We start from the raw sequence: 18500 nt of genomic DNA on the forward strand, positions 1-18500 counted from the left end.
TTAATGGAACGTTTACATGAATTTGACAAGATTCTATACGGTAGAAAAGAGAATACCGATTCTTTAATTAATTATTGGACAGACTATTCTAACCCTTCTACGTGGCAGTTTTGGGTTTTAATCGCTATTCTTTTAGTCCCATTGGTTATTCTTTATATTAAAATTGACCGAAGTAAAGTATTTCTAATTGGTTTTTATGGATATAACGTTCATGTTTTTTTTACATTTATCGATTTATACGGTATAAATAGAGGGTATTGGCATTACCCTTATCAGATTATCCCTGCACTGCCAAGCATCTCATTGGACACTTCCATGGTCCCTGTGGCCTTCATGCTCATTTACCAATGGACATTAAATAATCAAAAAAATTATTACCTATATGCTATAATAACTGCTGCTATATTTGCATTTATTTTAAAGCCTATTTTAGTAAGTACTGGTCTTTTTAGAATGTACGGTGAAATTAATTATTTTCACTTATTTTTTGGATACGTATTTGTACTTTTGATAGCAAAAGTTATAACCTGGTTATTTCATATATTACATAAACCTAAATTCTCAGCTCAGAATAGACAATAGTAAAGTACTCATAAAATATGGGTGCTTTTTCCATATTTTTCAGTTCATATACTTAATACGTAATAATAGTCTATTATCAGTCCAACATAAGCGAAGGGCCATATCCTATATTCCTGTTCATCCTCTTCACACTTATCAGATCGATTATGGTCTTTCCAATAACCGAACTCAAGAAAGCATAGTTTGAAGTATAGAAAGCACTATTAACATACTTTTCTTTATCATTTTTCAAAAGCTTCTAAACGACTTCATTTTCCGTAACAATTTTCAAACATTCAGTCACCTTCTTGCTTCTCATTTTGAGTCAAATACGCATTATTAGTTTTTCTTCTTCAACTAAACTGCCAGTTACTTGAAGAAGAAAAAAGCGACCTTCAGTATTGAAGCATCGTCCCCGTTAGCTGAAGAACTGCATTTTAATCTTCTAGTTGTTCCCACTCTTCATCAAGGACGAGTTTACCCTCTTCATCACGGATATATGCCGTACCTGGAGGGGAATTAAGAAACGGAATTATTTCGTTATCGTAATTACATATTGTATTAACTTGAAAAACTGAATGGTTCTCAGCATTATCCATATATTCATCACTTTCATCACCAGCAAGAAATCTCCAACCACTATCTGGATTTCCGTTTTGGTATGGTTCTTCTCTATACATAAATCCCACTTTGCAGCCATCAACCGTTATTCTATCAGAAGCAATGCACCCCTCTTCAGAGTGGATTAATCGTATAATTTTGTCACCTGGTATGTAGAATTTTTTTGCCTTCTTTTTAAACCTAAACATTTCCTCACTCCTGTTCCATTTCAACTAAATTCGACATTTAGAAAAATATTTCCTTCTTCAAGTAACCTGCTCCATTACTTCAATACCACGTTTCTGGCAACCGTTTTCTTTCACCAAATCCCCCGATAGCATTCCCTGTAGTTCGTTATTTTTCGACTTTGAAAAAAATAGGGCTCCTCAGTAAGATATGAGTATAGACACCACTCTAACTCACAACTTTAGGAGGAACCCTATCATGATGTTAGCTTGCCTAACTCTTACAAGTATAGTGAGACTAACAGCAAGCTATTTTACATTTTCTAAATGGTTTATAATAGTTTGAAGAAATTTTATACTAACGGAGGGTAATGAAATGAAGATTTTGTTTGATGAAACATATACTTCAAATGACGGAAAGTATACAAGCAGGAATATTTGGTATGGATATGCTGATATATCTGTTGATGGTCAGCATGGAAAAACCATTAAGCTTAATGAAGATTTTATGGTTCAATTATGCGAAATAATAAAAAATGACTTATCTAAGAATGCAGCAAATGTGCCTACTCAAACTAACTGGTATTTCTATGGAAGTGCTGTAACTAAGGACGCTATTGGAGATAATATCCGTCCGACAATTATGGTTCGTAAGAAGTCTGACGAGTTTATAACTAATTTTAATATCAGTGACCACGATTTTGCTGTAAATATTGATGCTATTTTGTTGTTTAAGGCGGATTTTGAAAAACGTTTAGCGAGTCATTGATGAATAATATCAGTATAAGCATATTCAAACTTTTGAAGGGATGATTTCATAATGAATTCATTCTCCTTTTTCATGCCGTTAGCACAACAAGCAAAAAAGACCGCCGCAGCGATCCATCTTAAACTCTTGCCCACGTTACTTGAATAAGACCTCTTTTAGATGAACAGAAATATATTTGGATTTTGGTCTATTAAATAAAGCAACCTCATTATTTGATAACCAATTCAATTCCCCAAGAAAATGACTAAATATAATCTCATCTGGTTTAGTTGTTGAGACAAGTCTTTTTACTATTTCATTACCGTTCTTATCCTTGACCACCAAATATATTTCGCATAAATAAAGGTCGTGGTTTATTAAAACTTCAGCTTTAAGGCAACGGTTGGGGCTACTCTTTGGTTTCTTCCAAACATATTCGTTTTTGTAACTTGCTTTTTTCACACAGTTATAGGCATTATCGAATGGTCTGTTATCCCAATTATATAATTTAATTACTTTATCAATACCTTGTTTCAAAACCTCTAGTATTACTTCTTTTCTTTGCTGGTCATCAAGTTGGAAAAAATCTCTTACATCATAAAGAATTTCTACATCACAGAATCCATCAACAATTGTTAAATTGAGCTTTGGGGATTCTTTAACACAAAAGATGTTGATTTGCTTAATATTTTCAGTTGAGAATTTAGAAAAGCACTTTTCGTAAAGGGAAGTAATACATCTTGATTGGAATGAAAAATTTTTTTCCACATCAGCAACGCCATTGTCGTTTTCCGAATATAAAAGAAAATGTTTTAATATCATTTTTAATCACCTAAATAAAAATTCTACCACCTACAAATTTTTTCCTTCTTGAAGTAACCTGCCAGTTAGTCGAATAAGAAAAACCTCCTAAAATGGCAGCCCGATCTTAAACTCTTGCCCCCGTTTGTTTAAGTGTAGTTCTTCACAATCTTCTCTTTAACAAAACAAAACGGGACTGATGCTGGCACCGTCCCATTTTATTTTAATTAGTGTAACTTATAGAACTCTTTACCAAAATTTATAAAAAATTGGTTATACTTACATTGGAGATAAAGAAGTATGAAAAAAATATCCCTCATGAACAAAGGAGACTAAAAATGAGAAAACTTGTTCTATTTCTGCACGCATCGCTTGACGGTTTTGTAGAAGGTCCAAACGGTGAAATGGACATTGGCTGGGTTTCATACGATGCTGACTTGGAGAAACACGCGAAAGAAATTCTGAGTACTGCCGACACTGTCATATGGGGACGTGAGACTTATCAGATGATGCACAGTTACTGGACATCTGTGCCTTCTGACCCCTCAGCTTCGCAGCATGAACGGAATCATGCCGAGTGGATCGAAAAGACACCCAAAATCGTATTTTCCACGACGTTGGAGAAAGTCGAATGGAACAATTCCAGACTGGTGAAAGAAGATGTCGAGGAGGAAATCAAGAACCTCAAACAGCAGCCAGGCAAGGATATGGTCATCCTCGGCAGTCCTAGGTTAGCACACTACCTTATGCAGCTTGATCTAATAGATGAGTATAAAATTACGGTTTCTCCCGTCCTGATCGGCAGCGGGTTGCCGTTATTCCAAGGTCTCAAGGAGAAGATCAATCTTAAACTGATTGAAAACAAGACATTTGATTCTGGGGCCATAGCCCTCGTTTACCAGACGGTAAGATGACCTTTTCTCCTAAGGCAGATTACGACGGAGACGATAGCTCAATAAGCCGCCTCTTCAACGAGGCGGTATTCTTATCGTAAAGATCAACATCAGGATTTAATAAAGCTCGGCTTTTTATTCACTTTAACCAAAATTAGGAAATTCTTGATACATATGTTACACTGTATCTACCATTTTCTTTACTGTTTTATCTACCCTGCTCATTCTTGAGTGGGGTATTTTAATTTTAAAAAAATAAAAAGACAGACTCTTATTTCAGAGTCCGTCTATATTCGCCTATTGTACTTTAAGCTTTACGTACGTTAGAAGCCTGGGGTCCACGTTGACCTTGTTCTACGTCAAAAGTTACTTCTTGACCTTCGTCGAGAGATTTGAAACCTTCGCTTTGGATCGCTGAGAAATGAACGAATACATCGTCTCCACCTTCACGTTCGATGAATCCGAAGCCTTTTTCTGCATTAAACCATTTTACTTTACCTTTTTCCATTTTTGTTGCCTCCTAGTGCCTTAACACATTGTTTTACTATTCTTGCTCTCAGTGATCATCAAAACGAAAAGTTTAAACTTATACCTTTCCTGTACACTGAACAAAAATAATCCCCCATATAATACCATTTTATGAAAGCGATTGCAAATCTCTATAGAAATGAGGGCTCATAAATAAGTCCTATTCAGCTAGAATTCTTTTAAAAGATTATGGACTAACCTGTTGTTCCACCAAAGCACCCGTTAGCTTAATAAGAACATTTTTATAATACGTGTAGATTTTCAACAGTAAAAGCTCGAATATTATTATTTTCGTCTATTATGGCTTCACAGGATAAAGTTAAATCGCTTCTTTGATTATTAATCCAAAGTTCAAATTCCAAAGCATATCCTGAACCATCATCATACTTATAAAAATGTATATTTTCATAAGCTGTATCAGGTGGAATCGTTAATAAACCACAGTAACTCAACTCTTCTTTAAGGTCACTGATTGAAAGCCCATTATGTAACTTTGCTTTAATTTTATTAAAATCACCTTGAACAAAATCTATAACAGTCTCCCTCAGTAATGACTTTATTTTATTTTTTATGTCCATACAATTCACCACATTCAAATAGTTTCTCTATGTAAAATTCTACGTTTTTTCAATAACTTCCTTCTTAAAGGTAACCTGCCCCGTTAGCACAAGAAAAAGGGGATCGCCGCAGCCATCCCGTCTTTAACATAAGCATCCGAGTTTAAGTGAAAATGTTCACATTTTTTCACCTTAACATAATCTAATCCCTTTATGTGCAGGAGCATACCACCAAGACGCCTTCTTACTAAAGAAAAGCGCACGATTGCGAAATAGCCTCTGGTCCGTAATCATTATACACTCACATGTTCAATGACTCGAATCATTGCTTGAATCTGTCCCATGTGGGCTGCTTCATGCATCAGTGTTAAACCTGCCAGCTCTCCAAAGGTTTTACATCCCATTAATGGTGTGTCCAAGGAAATGTTTAGTTGTTCAGCTGGAATTTGCTGAAGACGATCCAATTGATCTTTTAGCTGTACTATAAGCTCATCCATAGTAGGTACATTCCCCGTCCAATCAGCTGGTTTAGTACCGTTCCCGAACAATTCCATATAGATTGGGGGAAGATGTGTTGTTGCATGAGGAAAACCAAACATAGTTTGTTCGGTAACTGTCAAAACGTGACCTGTATGCCAGTGAATGGTGTTGTTGAAACCATCTGGCTGCACATCAGTTTGGCCCTTAGAAACAGACCCTATGATCTTGATGAAGTACTCTCTTGTCATTTCAAATTGCTTAAACACAAGTTTATTCATTTCTTTCTCTCCTCTCACTGATACAATCGTGCATTTTATAATATTAATAAATAGCAAAAAATATAATTAAGGTACCTCTTGCTCTGCAAAAAAAGTTGTTTATTTCAGAGATGAAATACAAAATGAGTCTACCTCTTTATTTAATTAAACCAGTTATTCCCGCTGCTTCCTTTATCCCCTTTTGCTCAAAAGTTTTATCATCCGTTATTTTGCTCTTTATGAAAAGAAAAATGGATAAGAGAAACATAAGTGATGCAAATAAACTGACCGAGAAAAAACCATTCAATGTGCTATATAATACACCTGCTATTCCCGTTCCAATCATTGAACCAAAATATTGGCAAGAGTTAGATAATGCCGCAACCGTTCCTCTTTGCTTACTAGAAAGAGTTTGTAGGGAACTAAGGATAACTGAAATTAAGACACCACCGATGGCAGCGATTGTAAAGAGCAATACTTCAACATACAAAACCGTTTTCGACATAGGAAGAATAATGTACAAAATGGACATCAATACAGCCCCAATATTTAATGTATGGAAACGGGTCAACTTTGTCACCAAGGGACTACCAAACAGACTGCCGATTAAACTGCCTAATCCGAAAAAAAGAAACACCATCCCTGCAGTTGTTACATCAAGCTGAAAACGATCAGCAAGCCACTTGCCAAAAAAGGTGAAAGTTGCATAATAACCGATGGCAAAGATTAAGTAAGCCAAAAAACCAAAGCGTGCTTTGCTCGATTTCAATAGTTGACGATAAGGCTCGACAAATGGGTTCGGCTTCTTTTCACCCGATGGTGGGGGTAAACTAGGAATCAACCAAATAAGCAATATAATGATTACGATCGCTTCAAGGGAGAGCACAAAATAAGGAATCGACCAACTAATGCTTGCTAAAAAACTTCCGAAAGGGTGTCCTAACACTTGGGCTGCTGACACACCTCCTATTACAACCCCCACCCCCATAACTAAACGATCAGGAGGAATTAGTATAGTGATAGATGCCCACACTTGAGGAGTAATCAAAGCAGCAAATAAACCAGCTATAGCTTGATATAGGATTATTTCTAACCAACTAGAGGAAAATCCACATAAGAAAATAGCCATTGCATAACCGACCAGACCATAAATCATTACCTTCTTACGATTCCATTTGTCTGAAATAGGACCAAATAACAAAGAGAAAACAGCATAAGTTAAGGCATAGGAGCTAATCATCCAGCCAGCCTGCACGGTTGTAATCTGAAATTCAATCTGTAAAACGGGCAAAAGCGGTGATAGGAGATATGAGTTAGATGCGATTAAAAACATCAATAAGAAAAATATAGTTAATTTAGTGTACACTTTTCCACCTCCATGTTTATTAGTTAGATAACAACTTAATAAAGATTCAAGCAGGCATGGATAAATTTGCTTAATATTTCTCAATTACAACATGAGAAAACCTCTTTTCCTTTTATTTACTGCGCGCTTATTTTCAAAATAAGTTTACCTCTTGTAAAAAATTCCAACAATCATGTATTTCCGATTATAATGATAAGTAAAAGTGATGATGATCACCGTTGGGGGGATGTATAAATGGAGCTAAGACAATTGGAGTATTTTATTGCCATTTGTGAAGAGATGCATTTTTCAAGGGCATCGGAGAAGCTTTTTACCACACAGTCCAATCTCAGCCAACAGATTAAATTTTTAGAGAAGGAGTTAGGGGTTCCTTTATTTGATCGCATGGGAAAACGCATTACCTTGACAGATGCCGGAAAAGTGTTGTTAGAACAAAGTAATCATGTTTTTTCACATATTAAATACGCTCGTGATGCGATTGCAGAAATGAAAAATATTCAAGGTGGAACGCTTACGATCGGTGTCTTGCCAGGAGATGCGGATCTGTTATTTAATGCTTTGCTGGTAGAATTTCACCGAACCTACCCTAAATTATCTTTATCAGTAATAGAAACAACCGAAGTGACAGAACAAGTCATAAAGGGAAATATCGATATCGGCGTAACCACTTCCTCCGTTCATGATGATCGAATTGTGCAAATTCCTCTATTTAATGAAGAGTTTTCTTTAGCTGTTCCAGTAGAGAGTTCCTTTGCAAATAAAAGGACTGTTCAACTAAAGGATCTACAATACATGGAAACAGTAATGTTTCCTTCTAATCATCAGTGTCGTAAATTAGTTGATAAATTTTGCACGGAACTAGGATTTCATCTACATCCAAAGATTGAAACTACAACAATATCCTCTCTAATTAACATGGTACAGCAAGGAATTGGGGTAAGTGTTCTGCCAAAATTGTTACTTGAAAATCTTGATAACAAAGATATTAAAATTATTAAGTTAACTAATCCCACACCGAGTCAAAATATTTGTATAGTTTATCGCACTGAAAAGTACTTGGGATTTGCAGCCCGAGCGTTTATCGACACTTTGAATACCTACATCGAAACAGCGATAAATCATGCAGAAGTAATCAATGATCACACGAGCTGAAAAGTCATTCAATACTCAGCGTTTTATATACGGATTTACAGCGTTAAGGATATTCAAAAATTAAAAATCCCAATCTCTCAGTGCTATAAATGAGAAATTGGGATTCATTTATTCAACAATTGCGCCCATTTGTTGACTAGCCCGTATATAATTTATAGTGGTCTCTAATTTTAATCTCCCTATAGTTATCTCTCTATTTCCTAACAACCGGAATCCACATTTCACCAAATACAGAGCCGTTTCGCTGCCCCATGATGACCGCTGTATTTGGCCCGCCCACATAGGCAAAATCCTTTGCTTCTGGCAATACTTGACCAAAGGCAATGCCAGTAACCATATTACTCAACTGTTCAGCCGTCTCTGCTTCCCCTTTTACAACGAGGTATTCACTTTTAGGAAATTGAATCACTCTGGATGCTTCTGGTAAGGATGCCTCTGTCATGACGCCGGCATAATGCATCATCTTGTTATTCACTGCTTCATTCACGACAAAAATGTAGTCATTTGCGGCAACGGCTTTTAACTTGTCAAGCCTTCCATCTTGATTGACGGCCGACCAAAAGTCTGCCTTTTCTTTGGTGATGCCAGCATAGTCTGTGTAGTGGCTCTTAAGCTCTGTTCCAATACCTAAAACGGTGAAGCTTTCCTTTTCTTCTAACGTATAATTTGTCATATTCAATCCATCCCTTTTTTAAAATTTATCAAATGATTTATCTTTTCACTTGATGAGTTTATAATAATCTTTAATCATGTCAAAAAATGAAACTGTTTAGGAGACCCCGATGAAAAAAGTTGAACGGATTAATACCATCATGCGGTATATCAACAACCGATCCCACTTTACCATTTCTGAGATCATGCAAGAATTTAACATCTCTCGTTCGACCGCGATTCGAGATATTCGGGAAATTGAAGCCATGGGGATGCCGCTTGTCGCTGAAGTTGGCAGGGATGGCGGCTATTTTGTCATGAACAATTCGGTCCTGCCCACCGTCCGCTTTACCGATAATGAGATTAAAGCTCTCTTTATTGCCTTTATGGCCACAAGAAATCAACAACTCCCTTATCTAAAGAGCCGTCAGTCTTTAGCTGAAAAATTACTTGGCCTCATTTCAGAAACCCAGCAGGATGACCTGGTCCTATTAAATCAAATCCTGCTTTTTGAAGGGACCAATCCCCATAACCCAGACCTGCTTGAACTGTCAGACCTTCCCCATCCGATGTTAGAAAAACTTATTCAAATCCTTCTTTTGGATCGCTATTTATTGATTACCATTAAAGAAGGGAAGGTCATAAAGTCTTATCCCATTTATCTCTTACACCTTTATCAGGAAAAAGGCCTTTGGCTGATTGAAGGCTTTAACTTAAAGGAGGAAAAGAGACAAATTTTCTCTGTCGACAACCTCACCGATGTACAACCATACCCCACGGAAAAAAGAGTTAGTAAGAAAAAGATCTTAGAAAAACTAAGGAAGCACGAAGAAGTAATTAACCTTGTCGTTGAACTTGGTCCAAAGGCGATTGCCCAGTTCAAAAAATACCATCCATTAAAGGTTTCCATTTCCTATACGGATCCTTACCAAACCACAGCCATTCTAAAGACTTTTATCAATGTGAATCATTCAGAAGAATTGACCGAAATAACCAATTGGCTTCTTTTCCTAGGTGAGGATATCAAGATCAGGGAAGTTCCCGAAGAAGTCTTAGAAGGTTTACAGGAAAGAGTATTTCTATTTTGTACTTAAGCAGTGCCCGTTAAACCTCATATAGATGGGTTACAGTGAATCGTATCACAAATAAATGAGGTTCTCTCCTTAAGGTTGGGGACGCTTGAACATGAAGTATTTGAAGCTAAGTGACAAGACGGTAAAATCAGTACTTTCTCAACTAGTTGATAAAAAGATGCTGATTCCCGCTTCTGGGATCAAGAGGTTCCGCTCTTATCGGTTGGGGGATCAGGTTAAGCATCCGATCTGATAAATAGACGGAAAAATTCCGCTTAATTAGTGAATAATATTAAAAATAGCTTAAATAGACGGAGAAATTTCGCCTATTGACTCGAAAAACGCTAAAATCGGGAATTTTGCTTTGCATAATCGGAAAAACTTCCCTTATTTACCCCAAAACGTGCTCCATTCTGCATCTAACCGAAAATTCTCCGCTTATTTTACTTCTGCTAATTATTGGTTTGATTAATGCTCACATTCCTCCTTGCGCTTATTGCCTGCGTGGTGTTTGGTATGTTTGCCCTTAAGCCCCTCCCGGAGTTGGGATAGCATACAGGTGAGGTAGTAACGGTATTTCAGGAGGCTAAATAACTTTTCTTAACTAGGTAAGAGGGAGTCCCCTTACCTAGTTGTTTTTATCAGAGTGTAGTTTTTTTATTTCGTATTGAAAGACTTAAATAAGAGGTGTCTTAAAATGTCGCTGTGTTGTCGAAATATAAGGAAAATAGATTGACAAACTTAACAATTCTATTAAACTAAAAGTAGTTCTATCCTCAAATTCTTCTCTAAATATTCTTTTTAAATTAACTATTCCGCAAGTCTATATTTGTTTTTACAATCTACCATTGAAGCCACATTATACACTTCTTTCACTCGTATTATTACTCATTAATTTTAAGAATCTGTCTGAATTCATAATGGAAACCTTTCATTCGTGGCATAGAATATGTTTGCTATTAAATGCCCATGTTGTGGACGTTTTGCATTTGAAGATATTATTACAAAACTCATAAAGTTCATCTTTTGTATGAGGTGCGGTTATTAATACATCGAAACAGTAGAGAAATATACCGAAAACATATTGGTTTCAGGGGACATTTAATAATAGGAGAAATGGAGGAGAGATGATATGGGATTTGAAGAAGAATACCAGGCCTTTATGAATGCTCACTTGCAAGCAAGAACCGGTGAACGGCTGCGGCGCTTACAAGAAGGTCACAAGCAGGCTGAAATGTTGTTTTTGAAGCAAGTGTGGTGGCCCTTATTTTACCATTTCCGATATCTACATCCGGAATATGAAGTCAATGATTTCAAGGATGGCAAACGTTATTTGGATTTTGCTTATATTCGTGCCGCCATCCGGATTTGCTTCGAAGTCGACGGGTATGGCCCTCACTTAAAGAACATAAGCAGATGGCAATTTTCCGACAACCTTGAACGTCAAAACCAGTTAGTGATTGATGGATGGACCGTGATCCGATTTTCTTATGATCAAGTTAAGGAAAAGCCACGTCAATGTCAACAGATTGTTCAGCAAGTGATTGGCCAATGGCTGGGTGATGAACTGGACCAGACTTCTCTGTCCTTTATCGAAAAGGAAGTGCTTCGGCTAGCGATTCGAAAAGGAGAAGACGTATCCCCAAAAGAAGTCGAGGAGTATTTGAAGCTATGTGATAAGACGGTAAAAAAAGTACTTTCCCAACTTGTCGATAAAAAGATGTTGATTCCTGCATCTGGGATCAAGAGGATCCGCTCATATCGTTTGGGGGATCATGTTAAGTACCCGATCAGATAAATAGACGGAAAAATTTCGCTTAATTAGTAAATAATATTAAAAATAGCTTAAATAGACGGAGAAATTTCGCCTATTGACTCGAAAAACGCTAAAATCGGGAATTTTGCTTTGCATAATCGGAAAAACTTCCCTTATTTACCCCGAAACGTGCTCCATTCTGCATCTAACCGAAAATTCTCCGCTTATTTTACTTTCTCTGGTTACTTAATTAAGGATAGGACTTCTATTTATAAAAACCTCATTTTGATGGGTTACAGTGAACCGTATCACAAATACGAATTGGTGTTTTGCTCGCTTCGATGCTGCAAACAAACAAAACAAGCTGCCAATTATGGCAGCTTACTTAAATTAAATCGATGTTACTTCACCGAATTAAGCCGTTACGTACGTTTCTTCTAAAGTCTTCTTTAAAAATAAAGCGAGTTCGAGCATTCCGTATTTTCCGGCTTTTGCTTCTGCATCAGAATTATAGTTCGTGTTTGTATTAATATCATAGGTAAAAATTTCACCATCAGCATTTCTGATGAACTCGATTCCAGCTATTTGAATACGATTAGCAGCTAGAACCTTTTTATATTTTTCAATGATCTCGTCCTCAAACCCTTCAATAATTTGAAATTTAGGCTTCTCTTCTACTTCTTCTCCGACCGGGCAGAATAAATCGCCAATTTGGCAGGCATCCGCTGGGCAAAGTTCAAATCCTTCCGAGGTATCAACATTAACTGCATAAACAAAGTTTCCTCCTACAAACTCACAGCGGGTGATATAGCTTTCAGGGGATTTAATGTATTCTTGAATCAGGGTAATGCCATCGACCGGTTCTTCGAAAGTTGGGCCTTCCACATAAGCTTTTAATGCTTCTAAACTATGGAATAATTGTACACCCAAGCCTTTACCTGCACGGTTATGCTTTGTAATAAAGGATTGTCCTGCAAAGCTTTTAGCTGCCCTCATAATATTTTGTTTTCCAACTGCTGCAATGGTTTTTGGCGTCTTCACACCATACTTGTTTAACTCTAAGTACTGCAGCACCTTACTAACTTCCAGCTTTAGGGCGCTCGTTCCATTTAACACCGTACGGCCATGCGCTTCAAGCCAGGCTAATACTTGTCCAGTAAATTCCGCTGCAAAACGGTGGTCACGTGTATGAGAGGATGCACTCATTCTGCTATAGAAGATTCCTTTTGGTGGCTCTGTTGATAAATCTAGCGTCCCTTCGTCTAAATGCCATTCTTCATAAGGGACACCAAGTTCCTCTAACCTTTTTGTCAAATGGACGGTCCACTCACTATTTTCATGGATGACATATACCTTGCTCATTTTTACGACCTCTTTCTAGCTGTTTAATTGCGTTTATTCAGTATTCGCTTTATTTGGGATCAGTGACTTTAACTATTGCCCGTAGGGTCATTTTCAACAGCCGTTTTTATTGTACCTTTACTTATATACGGTTTTGCACTCTTTTTTTTGTTTGTGCTGGCTTGCCAACGATTCCAACCTTTCTTGCCTGTTCCTCGCCCTGTTCCACCTTTTCCTTTAGCTTTACTCATACAATCACCCCATTATTATCTAGTCATGTTACCTATCTGGTTAGTCTCTTTGTAAAAAAATAAAAAGAAATTAGGTAATCCACCATTTATATGCTACACTTGGTTTACCATTTGATTTACTGTTTTCAAGTACCCTGCTCGTTACCCGAGTGGGGTTATTTGTTTTTCTAAGACAAATAAAAAACAGACTCTAAAATAGAGTCTGTCCAAGTTTGCCATTATAATTAAGCCTTGCGAACGTTAGCTGCTTGTGCTCCACGTTGACCTTGCTCAACATCAAAAGTCACTTCTTGACCTTCTTCTAATGTTTTGTAACCTTCGCCTTGGATAGCTGAGAAATGAACGAATACATCTTCTCCACCTTCACGTTCGATGAATCCGAAGCCTTTTTCGCCATTAAACCATTTTACTTTACCTTTTTCCATGTTTGTTGCCTCCTAGTGTGTTCACACACACAATGTATTACTATCCTTGCTCTCAGTGATCATCAAGACGAAAAGTTATACTAATACTATCCTTTACACCGAACAAAAATAATTCATACTTAGAATAACATTTTTTGAAATCTTTTGCAAGGAACCTGGAACATAACCAAAAGATGCCTTCTTAAAGTAATACCTGAGGAGTTTTTAAATGGTTAAATTTATCAAGAATTTAACTCCTTGAATATAAATTTTTTCATCAACAGCCCTAATGTAATCCCAAAAATAAAGGTGCTAAAAATATGCGAATAATAATCATTTATGGGTCTAATAGGTATATACTTACCTTCTATTATTGCTGTGAATAAAAGTTCACATACTAACCAGGCCAGTAAACTGCCCATAGCAGTTTTAATAACTAAATGGCATGAGCCCAACTTTTTAAATATAAAGTAAAGTAAGATTGCAAAAACACCACTAACTAAAAAATCTACAATTAACCCTATGGTAAATACAGGCCTGTTAAATGTAACAATAAGGCTTGATAATTCATAAATACTATACTTACCAATTCCACTATAAACAAGTATCCTAGAAGCAATCTCTCCAGCTATTGTTGACAGAACACCTAATAAACCAATTAACAGCACCTTATCTTGGATCATATCATCAATTCCTTAATCTTAATCTGGATAAATTTAGTTTACAAATTATATACAATTTTATACGTAATAAAAGAGGACACCTTTTTATTCATATTTTTTTCCGTCATAAAAATAGTTGCTGAAAGTACAACTATCTTCCAAGCAATGTCTGCAAATGCCCATTTGGCATTATTAAAAATGAAGAAGGATTATCCAACTTAAGAGTGGAATGGATACCTTATAGATAAAATCGACGAAAAAGCTGGACATACAGTTTTTAAAAAGAAAAAAATCCATTAGGTGGGGAACATGAAAAATAAACTATTATACATAGAAGACGATCAGGAAATCGGCGCCTGGGTCAGCGAAGATTTAACAAGAAGAGGCTATCATATGACCTGGCTTACCTCGGGAGATAATTCGGCCCATTATATGGAGGACATCGACCTAGTCATCCTTGATATCATGCTTCCCGGATTGGACGGATTCTCGATCGGCCTGCGGTTAAAAAAGGAATATCCAGAGACACCGATTCTTCTCCTTTCTGCTAGAACCTCTATTGACGATAAATTGCAAGGTCTTCATTTTGCCGACGATTATGTAACAAAACCCTTTCATCCCGATGAATTGGCGGCACGTGTGGAAGTGCTGTTAAGACGGCATGAGAAGATGGCACTACCTCTGATTCAACTATCACATCTTTGCATTTATTTAGACCAAAACCGCATTGTCGATACAAGATCGAATCATGAAATTGTCCTAACCGCAAAGCAGTTTCAGATTTTTACATATTTGCTTCGTCATCCAAACCAAATTCTCACAAAAGAACAAATCTTTGAAGCTGTTTGGGAAAGCCCCTATATAGCTGGAGATAAAACGTTGATGGTCCATATTCGCCATTTACGCGAAAAAATAGAGGAAAATCCGAGCCAGCCGCAAATTATTGAAACGATCCGGGGAATCGGATATCGGGTGAAGCAATGAAATTTCGACATTCACTGTTGGCAAAATATTTACTGATCATTATGGTAGCACTTATCATATGGCCGTTTGTTTTACCTGCCTATTACATCCCCTCCTATTTTCTGGACAAGGATTTTTCACAGAGAGCTCAGTATATGGATACGAACAAATTAAAGAAAATGTGGCATCATGAGGCAGCAAAGCTGGATGGAGCCACTCCAGCGCAGGTAAATCAGAAGCTTCACACAGTAAAGGAACAGTATCCGCTCGCATCGATATTCTGGGTGGACGGGTCGGGCAAAACCAAACTGGTACTTTCCGGACAAAAGAATATTCCGGCTCAATGGACCTTAGAGAACAGTATTGGGTTTATAAATCATAGCGAAGAAGATCCCATTACTTTTGTGTCTTTTATCGGCAAAGACCAGAGCAACGGATTTATGGTTTTCCAAATACCGCCCTCCGTTTCCAAACTTCCGACTCTTTCCTTGATCGATGACAAGCTCTTGGCAATCTATGCTTTTCTCGTATTTGGTCTTTTTCTATTGGTCTCTTGGTTATTTTTCTTCAAGATACGGAAACGGCTCGTTCATCTACAAACCGCCATGACGGAAACGCGGGAAAACGGGATTCCTGAAAAGATTGTTATCAACAAAAAAGACGAAATTAGTGAATTGGGCAAAGCGTTTAATCATATGATCGATGAACTGATCAAAAGCAGGCAGCATGAACAAGAAGAAGAAACTCTGCGCAAACAGCTGATTGCCAATATATCCCATGATTTACGAACACCGCTCACAGCCATTCGCGGGCATGCCTATTCATTACAAAAAGAACCTTTATCATCCAAAGGGAAAGAATCACTTCATTTAATCGAAAACAAGGTAGATCTCTTAAGCCATCTGCTGGAAAATCTCCTTTCCTACACGCTATTATCAGCCGGAAAATACACATTACAAAGAAAAGAAACGGACATCATTCGGTTCATCCGAGAATCAATGGCAGGATGGTATCCGGTATTTGAGAAAGAAGGCTTTGAAATAGATGTTCGTCTGCCCGAAAAGGCTTTGATCTGGAATATCGATCCCCATTGGTTCATGCGCATCCTAGATAATCTCTACCAAAACGTGATCAGACACGCTAAGTCGGGGCGGTATGTCGGTGTCAGCATCGTCGATTACGAAGGGAAAACAGCTATTCTGATTGAAGACAGAGGCCCTGGCTTGGATGTAACAACAGACAAAAAGGGTGCCGGCATCGGCCTCTCCATCGTGTCACTCATGCTTCAGGAAATGCAATTAGGATGGAACATAACTAGTTCACCAAAGGGCACGCACATCTATCTGTACGAAAAAAAGACGACTTAAACAAAATTTAAACGAAACCTCACCTTCATTTTAACCTTTAGTGATTAGGATGAAAGTGAGGTTATTTATTTTGGAAAAAAAAGAAAGGATGATTACGTTGAATGTCACATCGACTTTAATGAAAAAAGAGGCAAAAACAAACAGGAACGGCTGGCCCTCATGGATCGGTTATGCCGCCATGATATGGTCGGTACTGTATGGAGGATTACATCTATACTGGTTATTAGGTGGATCTGGATATCCTTTTGGAAATGACGGTATGGGATTGTTCGCCGCCATGGTGACCTATCTTCCGGCACAAGTTGGCGGTATTATTTTTGTCACCTTATGTCTCATGGGCATTGGAATAGGTCTTGTCATGCAAAGACCACAATATAATTCTTTTTCTCGGAGGTTTGCTTTTGCCTATTCATGGGGGTTCTCACTTGCGCTGCTCCTGTTTATTCCTGATACCAGGTTAATTGCCGCTATGGCTTACGCTTTTTTATTTAAATTCGACTTTAACTGGCAAATGTTGAATCAAATCATTTGTATTATAGGCGCCCTTTTTTGGATAATGGCCGCTGTTGTTTACCAAAGAAAAGCCCGTCATGCATGTGAATATTGCGGACGTACCGATGACGGAGAAACATCTCCATGGATTCGTTGGGGAAGATGGTTGACCATGATCGCCGTGTTGGCCCCCATTCCTTATGCCCTTGTACGCTTCTCGTGGGCACTCGATATCCCCTTAGGGGTAGATCCGCAATTCCTTAAGGATTTCTCGACTGCTAATCCGATGGCACGTCTGACGGAATGGGTGTTTGGATCTGTATGTATCATCGGAGGTCTCCTTACACTTGGTTTGATTCAAAAATGGGGTGAAGTCTTTCCTCGCTGGTTCCCATTCATTGGCGGCAAAAGGGTCCCCATCATGCTGGCCGTGATTCCTGCTTCTATTGTTGCCATAGCTGTAACCGCGGCAGGCTTTGTTTTTACATTTGGTATCATCGCCACAGCACTTCATCCCCAGTCGATGGACAATATTTTACTCAGTCAAGGCTGGGGAGCTATGGGACCGATGATTTTTTGGGTGCCATGGGGAGTGGCTCTTGGGCTAGCTACGATTGCCTACTATTATCGTCGGCGCGGCCGTTGTTCCCGCTGTAGAAGAAGTTAAAAAGGAGGACTGTGTGGCCATGAATGAAAAATCAAACAATGTAATAGCTCCAACGGAAAGGTTAACTGCCTTTGAACAATGGACGAAGAAAGCGGTATGGCCGGCATACCTCGGTTGCTTTTGGGCAATCATGTATGCCGTTTTCGTCCGATTTTATCAAGCTGCAGGCGGGACGATAGGTCTCCCCGGGCAGCTGGAGGATCCTAAAGCGATGTACATGGCAAGTTACCTTGCGGGCGTCTTGATCATGACCTGTGGGTTCATTTTAATTGCCCTTGTCAAGCCATGGGGACGAGTAGTCCCGGCATGGGTGCCGTTTATTGGAGGAAAAAACATCCACCGTCTCATCATCTTAATTCCTACCCTTTCCTGTACTGCTTATTTACTTGCACATGGAATCAGTGGGATCATTACAAAAGCCCTTCTTCTGGCAGATGTCATTACCATTCAATTCACTGGCTGGATTTCACTTGATGTCCACAGCCTGGCGTTATGGTCTCTTTTGTTTTATGAGCCGTGGTTTGTGATCATGGGCATTTTGTCCGGCTTAACAGCCTCTCATTATGCGCAAGCTTCTGGCATTTCACTTTCTGCATTTAGACGAGGCCTGGCCATCTATTTCATGTTCGTTTTTCTACTAACGATGTTTTGTGTATTCTATATCATTTTTAAACTCTCATAAATGGGATGTTTTTTCTTGATATGGCTTCTAGCAATCGGGATATTATTAGGGTCCCTTGGCGGA

General features: G+C 38.1%; 21 protein-coding genes. 10 read left to right on the forward strand and 11 right to left on the reverse strand.

Annotation, left to right across the window (positions count from 1 at the left end):
- Positions 1–3: 3 nt before the first annotated feature.
- Complete coding sequence (locus tag ACFPA1_RS20845) at positions 4–582, forward strand: CBO0543 family protein (protein WP_378585175.1); 579 nt, start codon at positions 4–6, stop codon at positions 580–582.
- A gap of 416 nt (positions 583–998) precedes the next feature.
- Here the strand turns inward: ACFPA1_RS20845 and ACFPA1_RS20850 are convergent, their stop codons facing one another.
- A complete protein-coding gene (locus ACFPA1_RS20850) occupies positions 999–1370 on the reverse strand; it encodes a DUF2185 domain-containing protein (RefSeq protein WP_378585177.1) in 372 nt (123 codons plus the stop codon).
- Between the two features lie 352 nt (positions 1371–1722).
- Between ACFPA1_RS20850 and ACFPA1_RS20855 the strand changes: the two genes are divergently transcribed.
- Positions 1723–2115 carry a hypothetical protein gene (locus tag ACFPA1_RS20855; RefSeq protein WP_378585179.1) on the forward strand — a complete coding sequence of 131 codons (393 nt, stop codon included), beginning with the start codon at positions 1723–1725 and terminating at the stop codon, positions 2113–2115.
- 135 nt (positions 2116–2250) lie between these two features.
- Here ACFPA1_RS20855 and ACFPA1_RS20860 read toward each other — a convergent pair whose 3' ends face one another.
- On the reverse strand, positions 2251–2916 hold the full coding sequence (locus ACFPA1_RS20860) for a hypothetical protein (RefSeq protein ID WP_378585181.1): 666 nt from the start codon (positions 2914–2916) through the stop codon (positions 2251–2253).
- A 317-nt stretch (positions 2917–3233) separates the two neighbouring features.
- Between ACFPA1_RS20860 and ACFPA1_RS20865 the strand changes: the two genes are divergently transcribed.
- A complete protein-coding gene (locus ACFPA1_RS20865; protein ID WP_213118903.1) occupies positions 3234–3809 on the forward strand; it encodes a dihydrofolate reductase family protein in 576 nt (191 codons plus the stop codon).
- A gap of 286 nt (positions 3810–4095) precedes the next feature.
- Here the strand turns inward: ACFPA1_RS20865 and ACFPA1_RS20870 are convergent, their stop codons facing one another.
- From ACFPA1_RS20870 to ACFPA1_RS20885, 4 genes are all read right to left on the reverse strand, one after another.
- On the reverse strand, positions 4096–4296 hold the full coding sequence (locus ACFPA1_RS20870) for a cold-shock protein (RefSeq protein ID WP_046524299.1): 201 nt from the start codon (positions 4294–4296) through the stop codon (positions 4096–4098).
- 262 nt (positions 4297–4558) lie between these two features.
- Positions 4559–4894, reverse strand: a complete 336-nt coding sequence (locus ACFPA1_RS20875; RefSeq protein WP_378585184.1) for a DUF7668 domain-containing protein — start codon at positions 4892–4894, stop codon at positions 4559–4561.
- Positions 4895–5166: 272 nt separating this feature from the next.
- Positions 5167–5631 (reverse strand): DinB family protein, encoded by a 465-nt coding sequence (locus ACFPA1_RS20880; RefSeq protein WP_378585186.1) that lies wholly within the window; start codon positions 5629–5631, stop codon positions 5167–5169.
- Positions 5632–5767: 136 nt separating this feature from the next.
- Positions 5768–6976, reverse strand: a complete 1209-nt coding sequence (locus ACFPA1_RS20885) for an MFS transporter (protein ID WP_378585188.1) — start codon at positions 6974–6976, stop codon at positions 5768–5770.
- Between the two features lie 234 nt (positions 6977–7210).
- Between ACFPA1_RS20885 and ACFPA1_RS20890 the strand changes: the two genes are divergently transcribed.
- Positions 7211–8128 (forward strand): LysR family transcriptional regulator, encoded by a 918-nt coding sequence (locus ACFPA1_RS20890; protein WP_213146215.1) that lies wholly within the window; start codon positions 7211–7213, stop codon positions 8126–8128.
- 193 nt (positions 8129–8321) lie between these two features.
- Here the strand turns inward: ACFPA1_RS20890 and ACFPA1_RS20895 are convergent, their stop codons facing one another.
- The gene (locus tag ACFPA1_RS20895; RefSeq protein ID WP_213146214.1) at positions 8322–8801 is read right to left on the reverse strand and encodes a GyrI-like domain-containing protein; all 480 of its coding nucleotides are present in this window, start codon (positions 8799–8801) and stop codon (positions 8322–8324) included.
- A gap of 109 nt (positions 8802–8910) precedes the next feature.
- Between ACFPA1_RS20895 and ACFPA1_RS20900 the strand changes: the two genes are divergently transcribed.
- Positions 8911–9873, forward strand: a complete 963-nt coding sequence (locus ACFPA1_RS20900; RefSeq protein WP_213146213.1) for a helix-turn-helix transcriptional regulator — start codon at positions 8911–8913, stop codon at positions 9871–9873.
- Positions 9874–10984: 1111 nt separating this feature from the next.
- Complete coding sequence (locus ACFPA1_RS20905) at positions 10985–11650, forward strand: DNA-binding response regulator (RefSeq protein ID WP_378585190.1); 666 nt, start codon at positions 10985–10987, stop codon at positions 11648–11650.
- A 372-nt stretch (positions 11651–12022) separates the two neighbouring features.
- Here ACFPA1_RS20905 and ACFPA1_RS20910 read toward each other — a convergent pair whose 3' ends face one another.
- The 4 genes from ACFPA1_RS20910 to ACFPA1_RS20925 all read right to left on the reverse strand — a co-directional run bounded on the left by ACFPA1_RS20910 (position 12023) and on the right by ACFPA1_RS20925 (position 14287).
- Complete coding sequence (locus ACFPA1_RS20910; protein WP_378585193.1) at positions 12023–12970, reverse strand: ATP-grasp domain-containing protein; 948 nt, start codon at positions 12968–12970, stop codon at positions 12023–12025.
- 68 nt (positions 12971–13038) lie between these two features.
- Positions 13039–13200, reverse strand: coding sequence for a DUF3934 family protein (locus ACFPA1_RS20915; protein WP_213146210.1), 162 nt, complete (start codon positions 13198–13200; stop codon positions 13039–13041).
- Positions 13201–13424: 224 nt separating this feature from the next.
- On the reverse strand, positions 13425–13625 hold the full coding sequence (locus tag ACFPA1_RS20920) for a cold-shock protein (protein WP_027322326.1): 201 nt from the start codon (positions 13623–13625) through the stop codon (positions 13425–13427).
- Between the two features lie 221 nt (positions 13626–13846).
- The gene (locus ACFPA1_RS20925) at positions 13847–14287 is read right to left on the reverse strand and encodes a hypothetical protein (protein WP_378585196.1); all 441 of its coding nucleotides are present in this window, start codon (positions 14285–14287) and stop codon (positions 13847–13849) included.
- A gap of 288 nt (positions 14288–14575) precedes the next feature.
- On the opposite strand from ACFPA1_RS20925, the gene ACFPA1_RS20930 reads away from it, so the two are divergent.
- The 4 genes from ACFPA1_RS20930 (at position 14576) to ACFPA1_RS20945 (ending at position 18437) form a co-directional block, all read left to right on the forward strand.
- The gene (locus ACFPA1_RS20930) at positions 14576–15250 is read left to right on the forward strand and encodes a response regulator transcription factor (protein WP_378585199.1); all 675 of its coding nucleotides are present in this window, start codon (positions 14576–14578) and stop codon (positions 15248–15250) included.
- Positions 15247–16596, forward strand: coding sequence for a sensor histidine kinase (locus ACFPA1_RS20935; RefSeq protein WP_378585202.1), 1350 nt, complete (start codon positions 15247–15249; stop codon positions 16594–16596). Before ACFPA1_RS20930 ends, ACFPA1_RS20935 begins: the two co-directional genes overlap by 4 nt.
- An 88-nt stretch (positions 16597–16684) precedes the next feature.
- Positions 16685–17755 carry a hypothetical protein gene (locus ACFPA1_RS20940; RefSeq protein ID WP_378585335.1) on the forward strand — a complete coding sequence of 357 codons (1071 nt, stop codon included), beginning with the start codon at positions 16685–16687 and terminating at the stop codon, positions 17753–17755.
- A 19-nt stretch (positions 17756–17774) separates the two neighbouring features.
- Positions 17775–18437, forward strand: coding sequence for a DUF3995 domain-containing protein (locus ACFPA1_RS20945; RefSeq protein ID WP_378585205.1), 663 nt, complete (start codon positions 17775–17777; stop codon positions 18435–18437).
- The last annotated feature ends 63 nt before the right edge of the window (positions 18438–18500 follow it).

The organism is Neobacillus sp. GCM10023253 (assembly GCF_042653105.1).
Taxonomy (GTDB): domain Bacteria; phylum Bacillota; class Bacilli; order Bacillales; family Cytobacillaceae; genus Neobacillus; species Neobacillus citreus.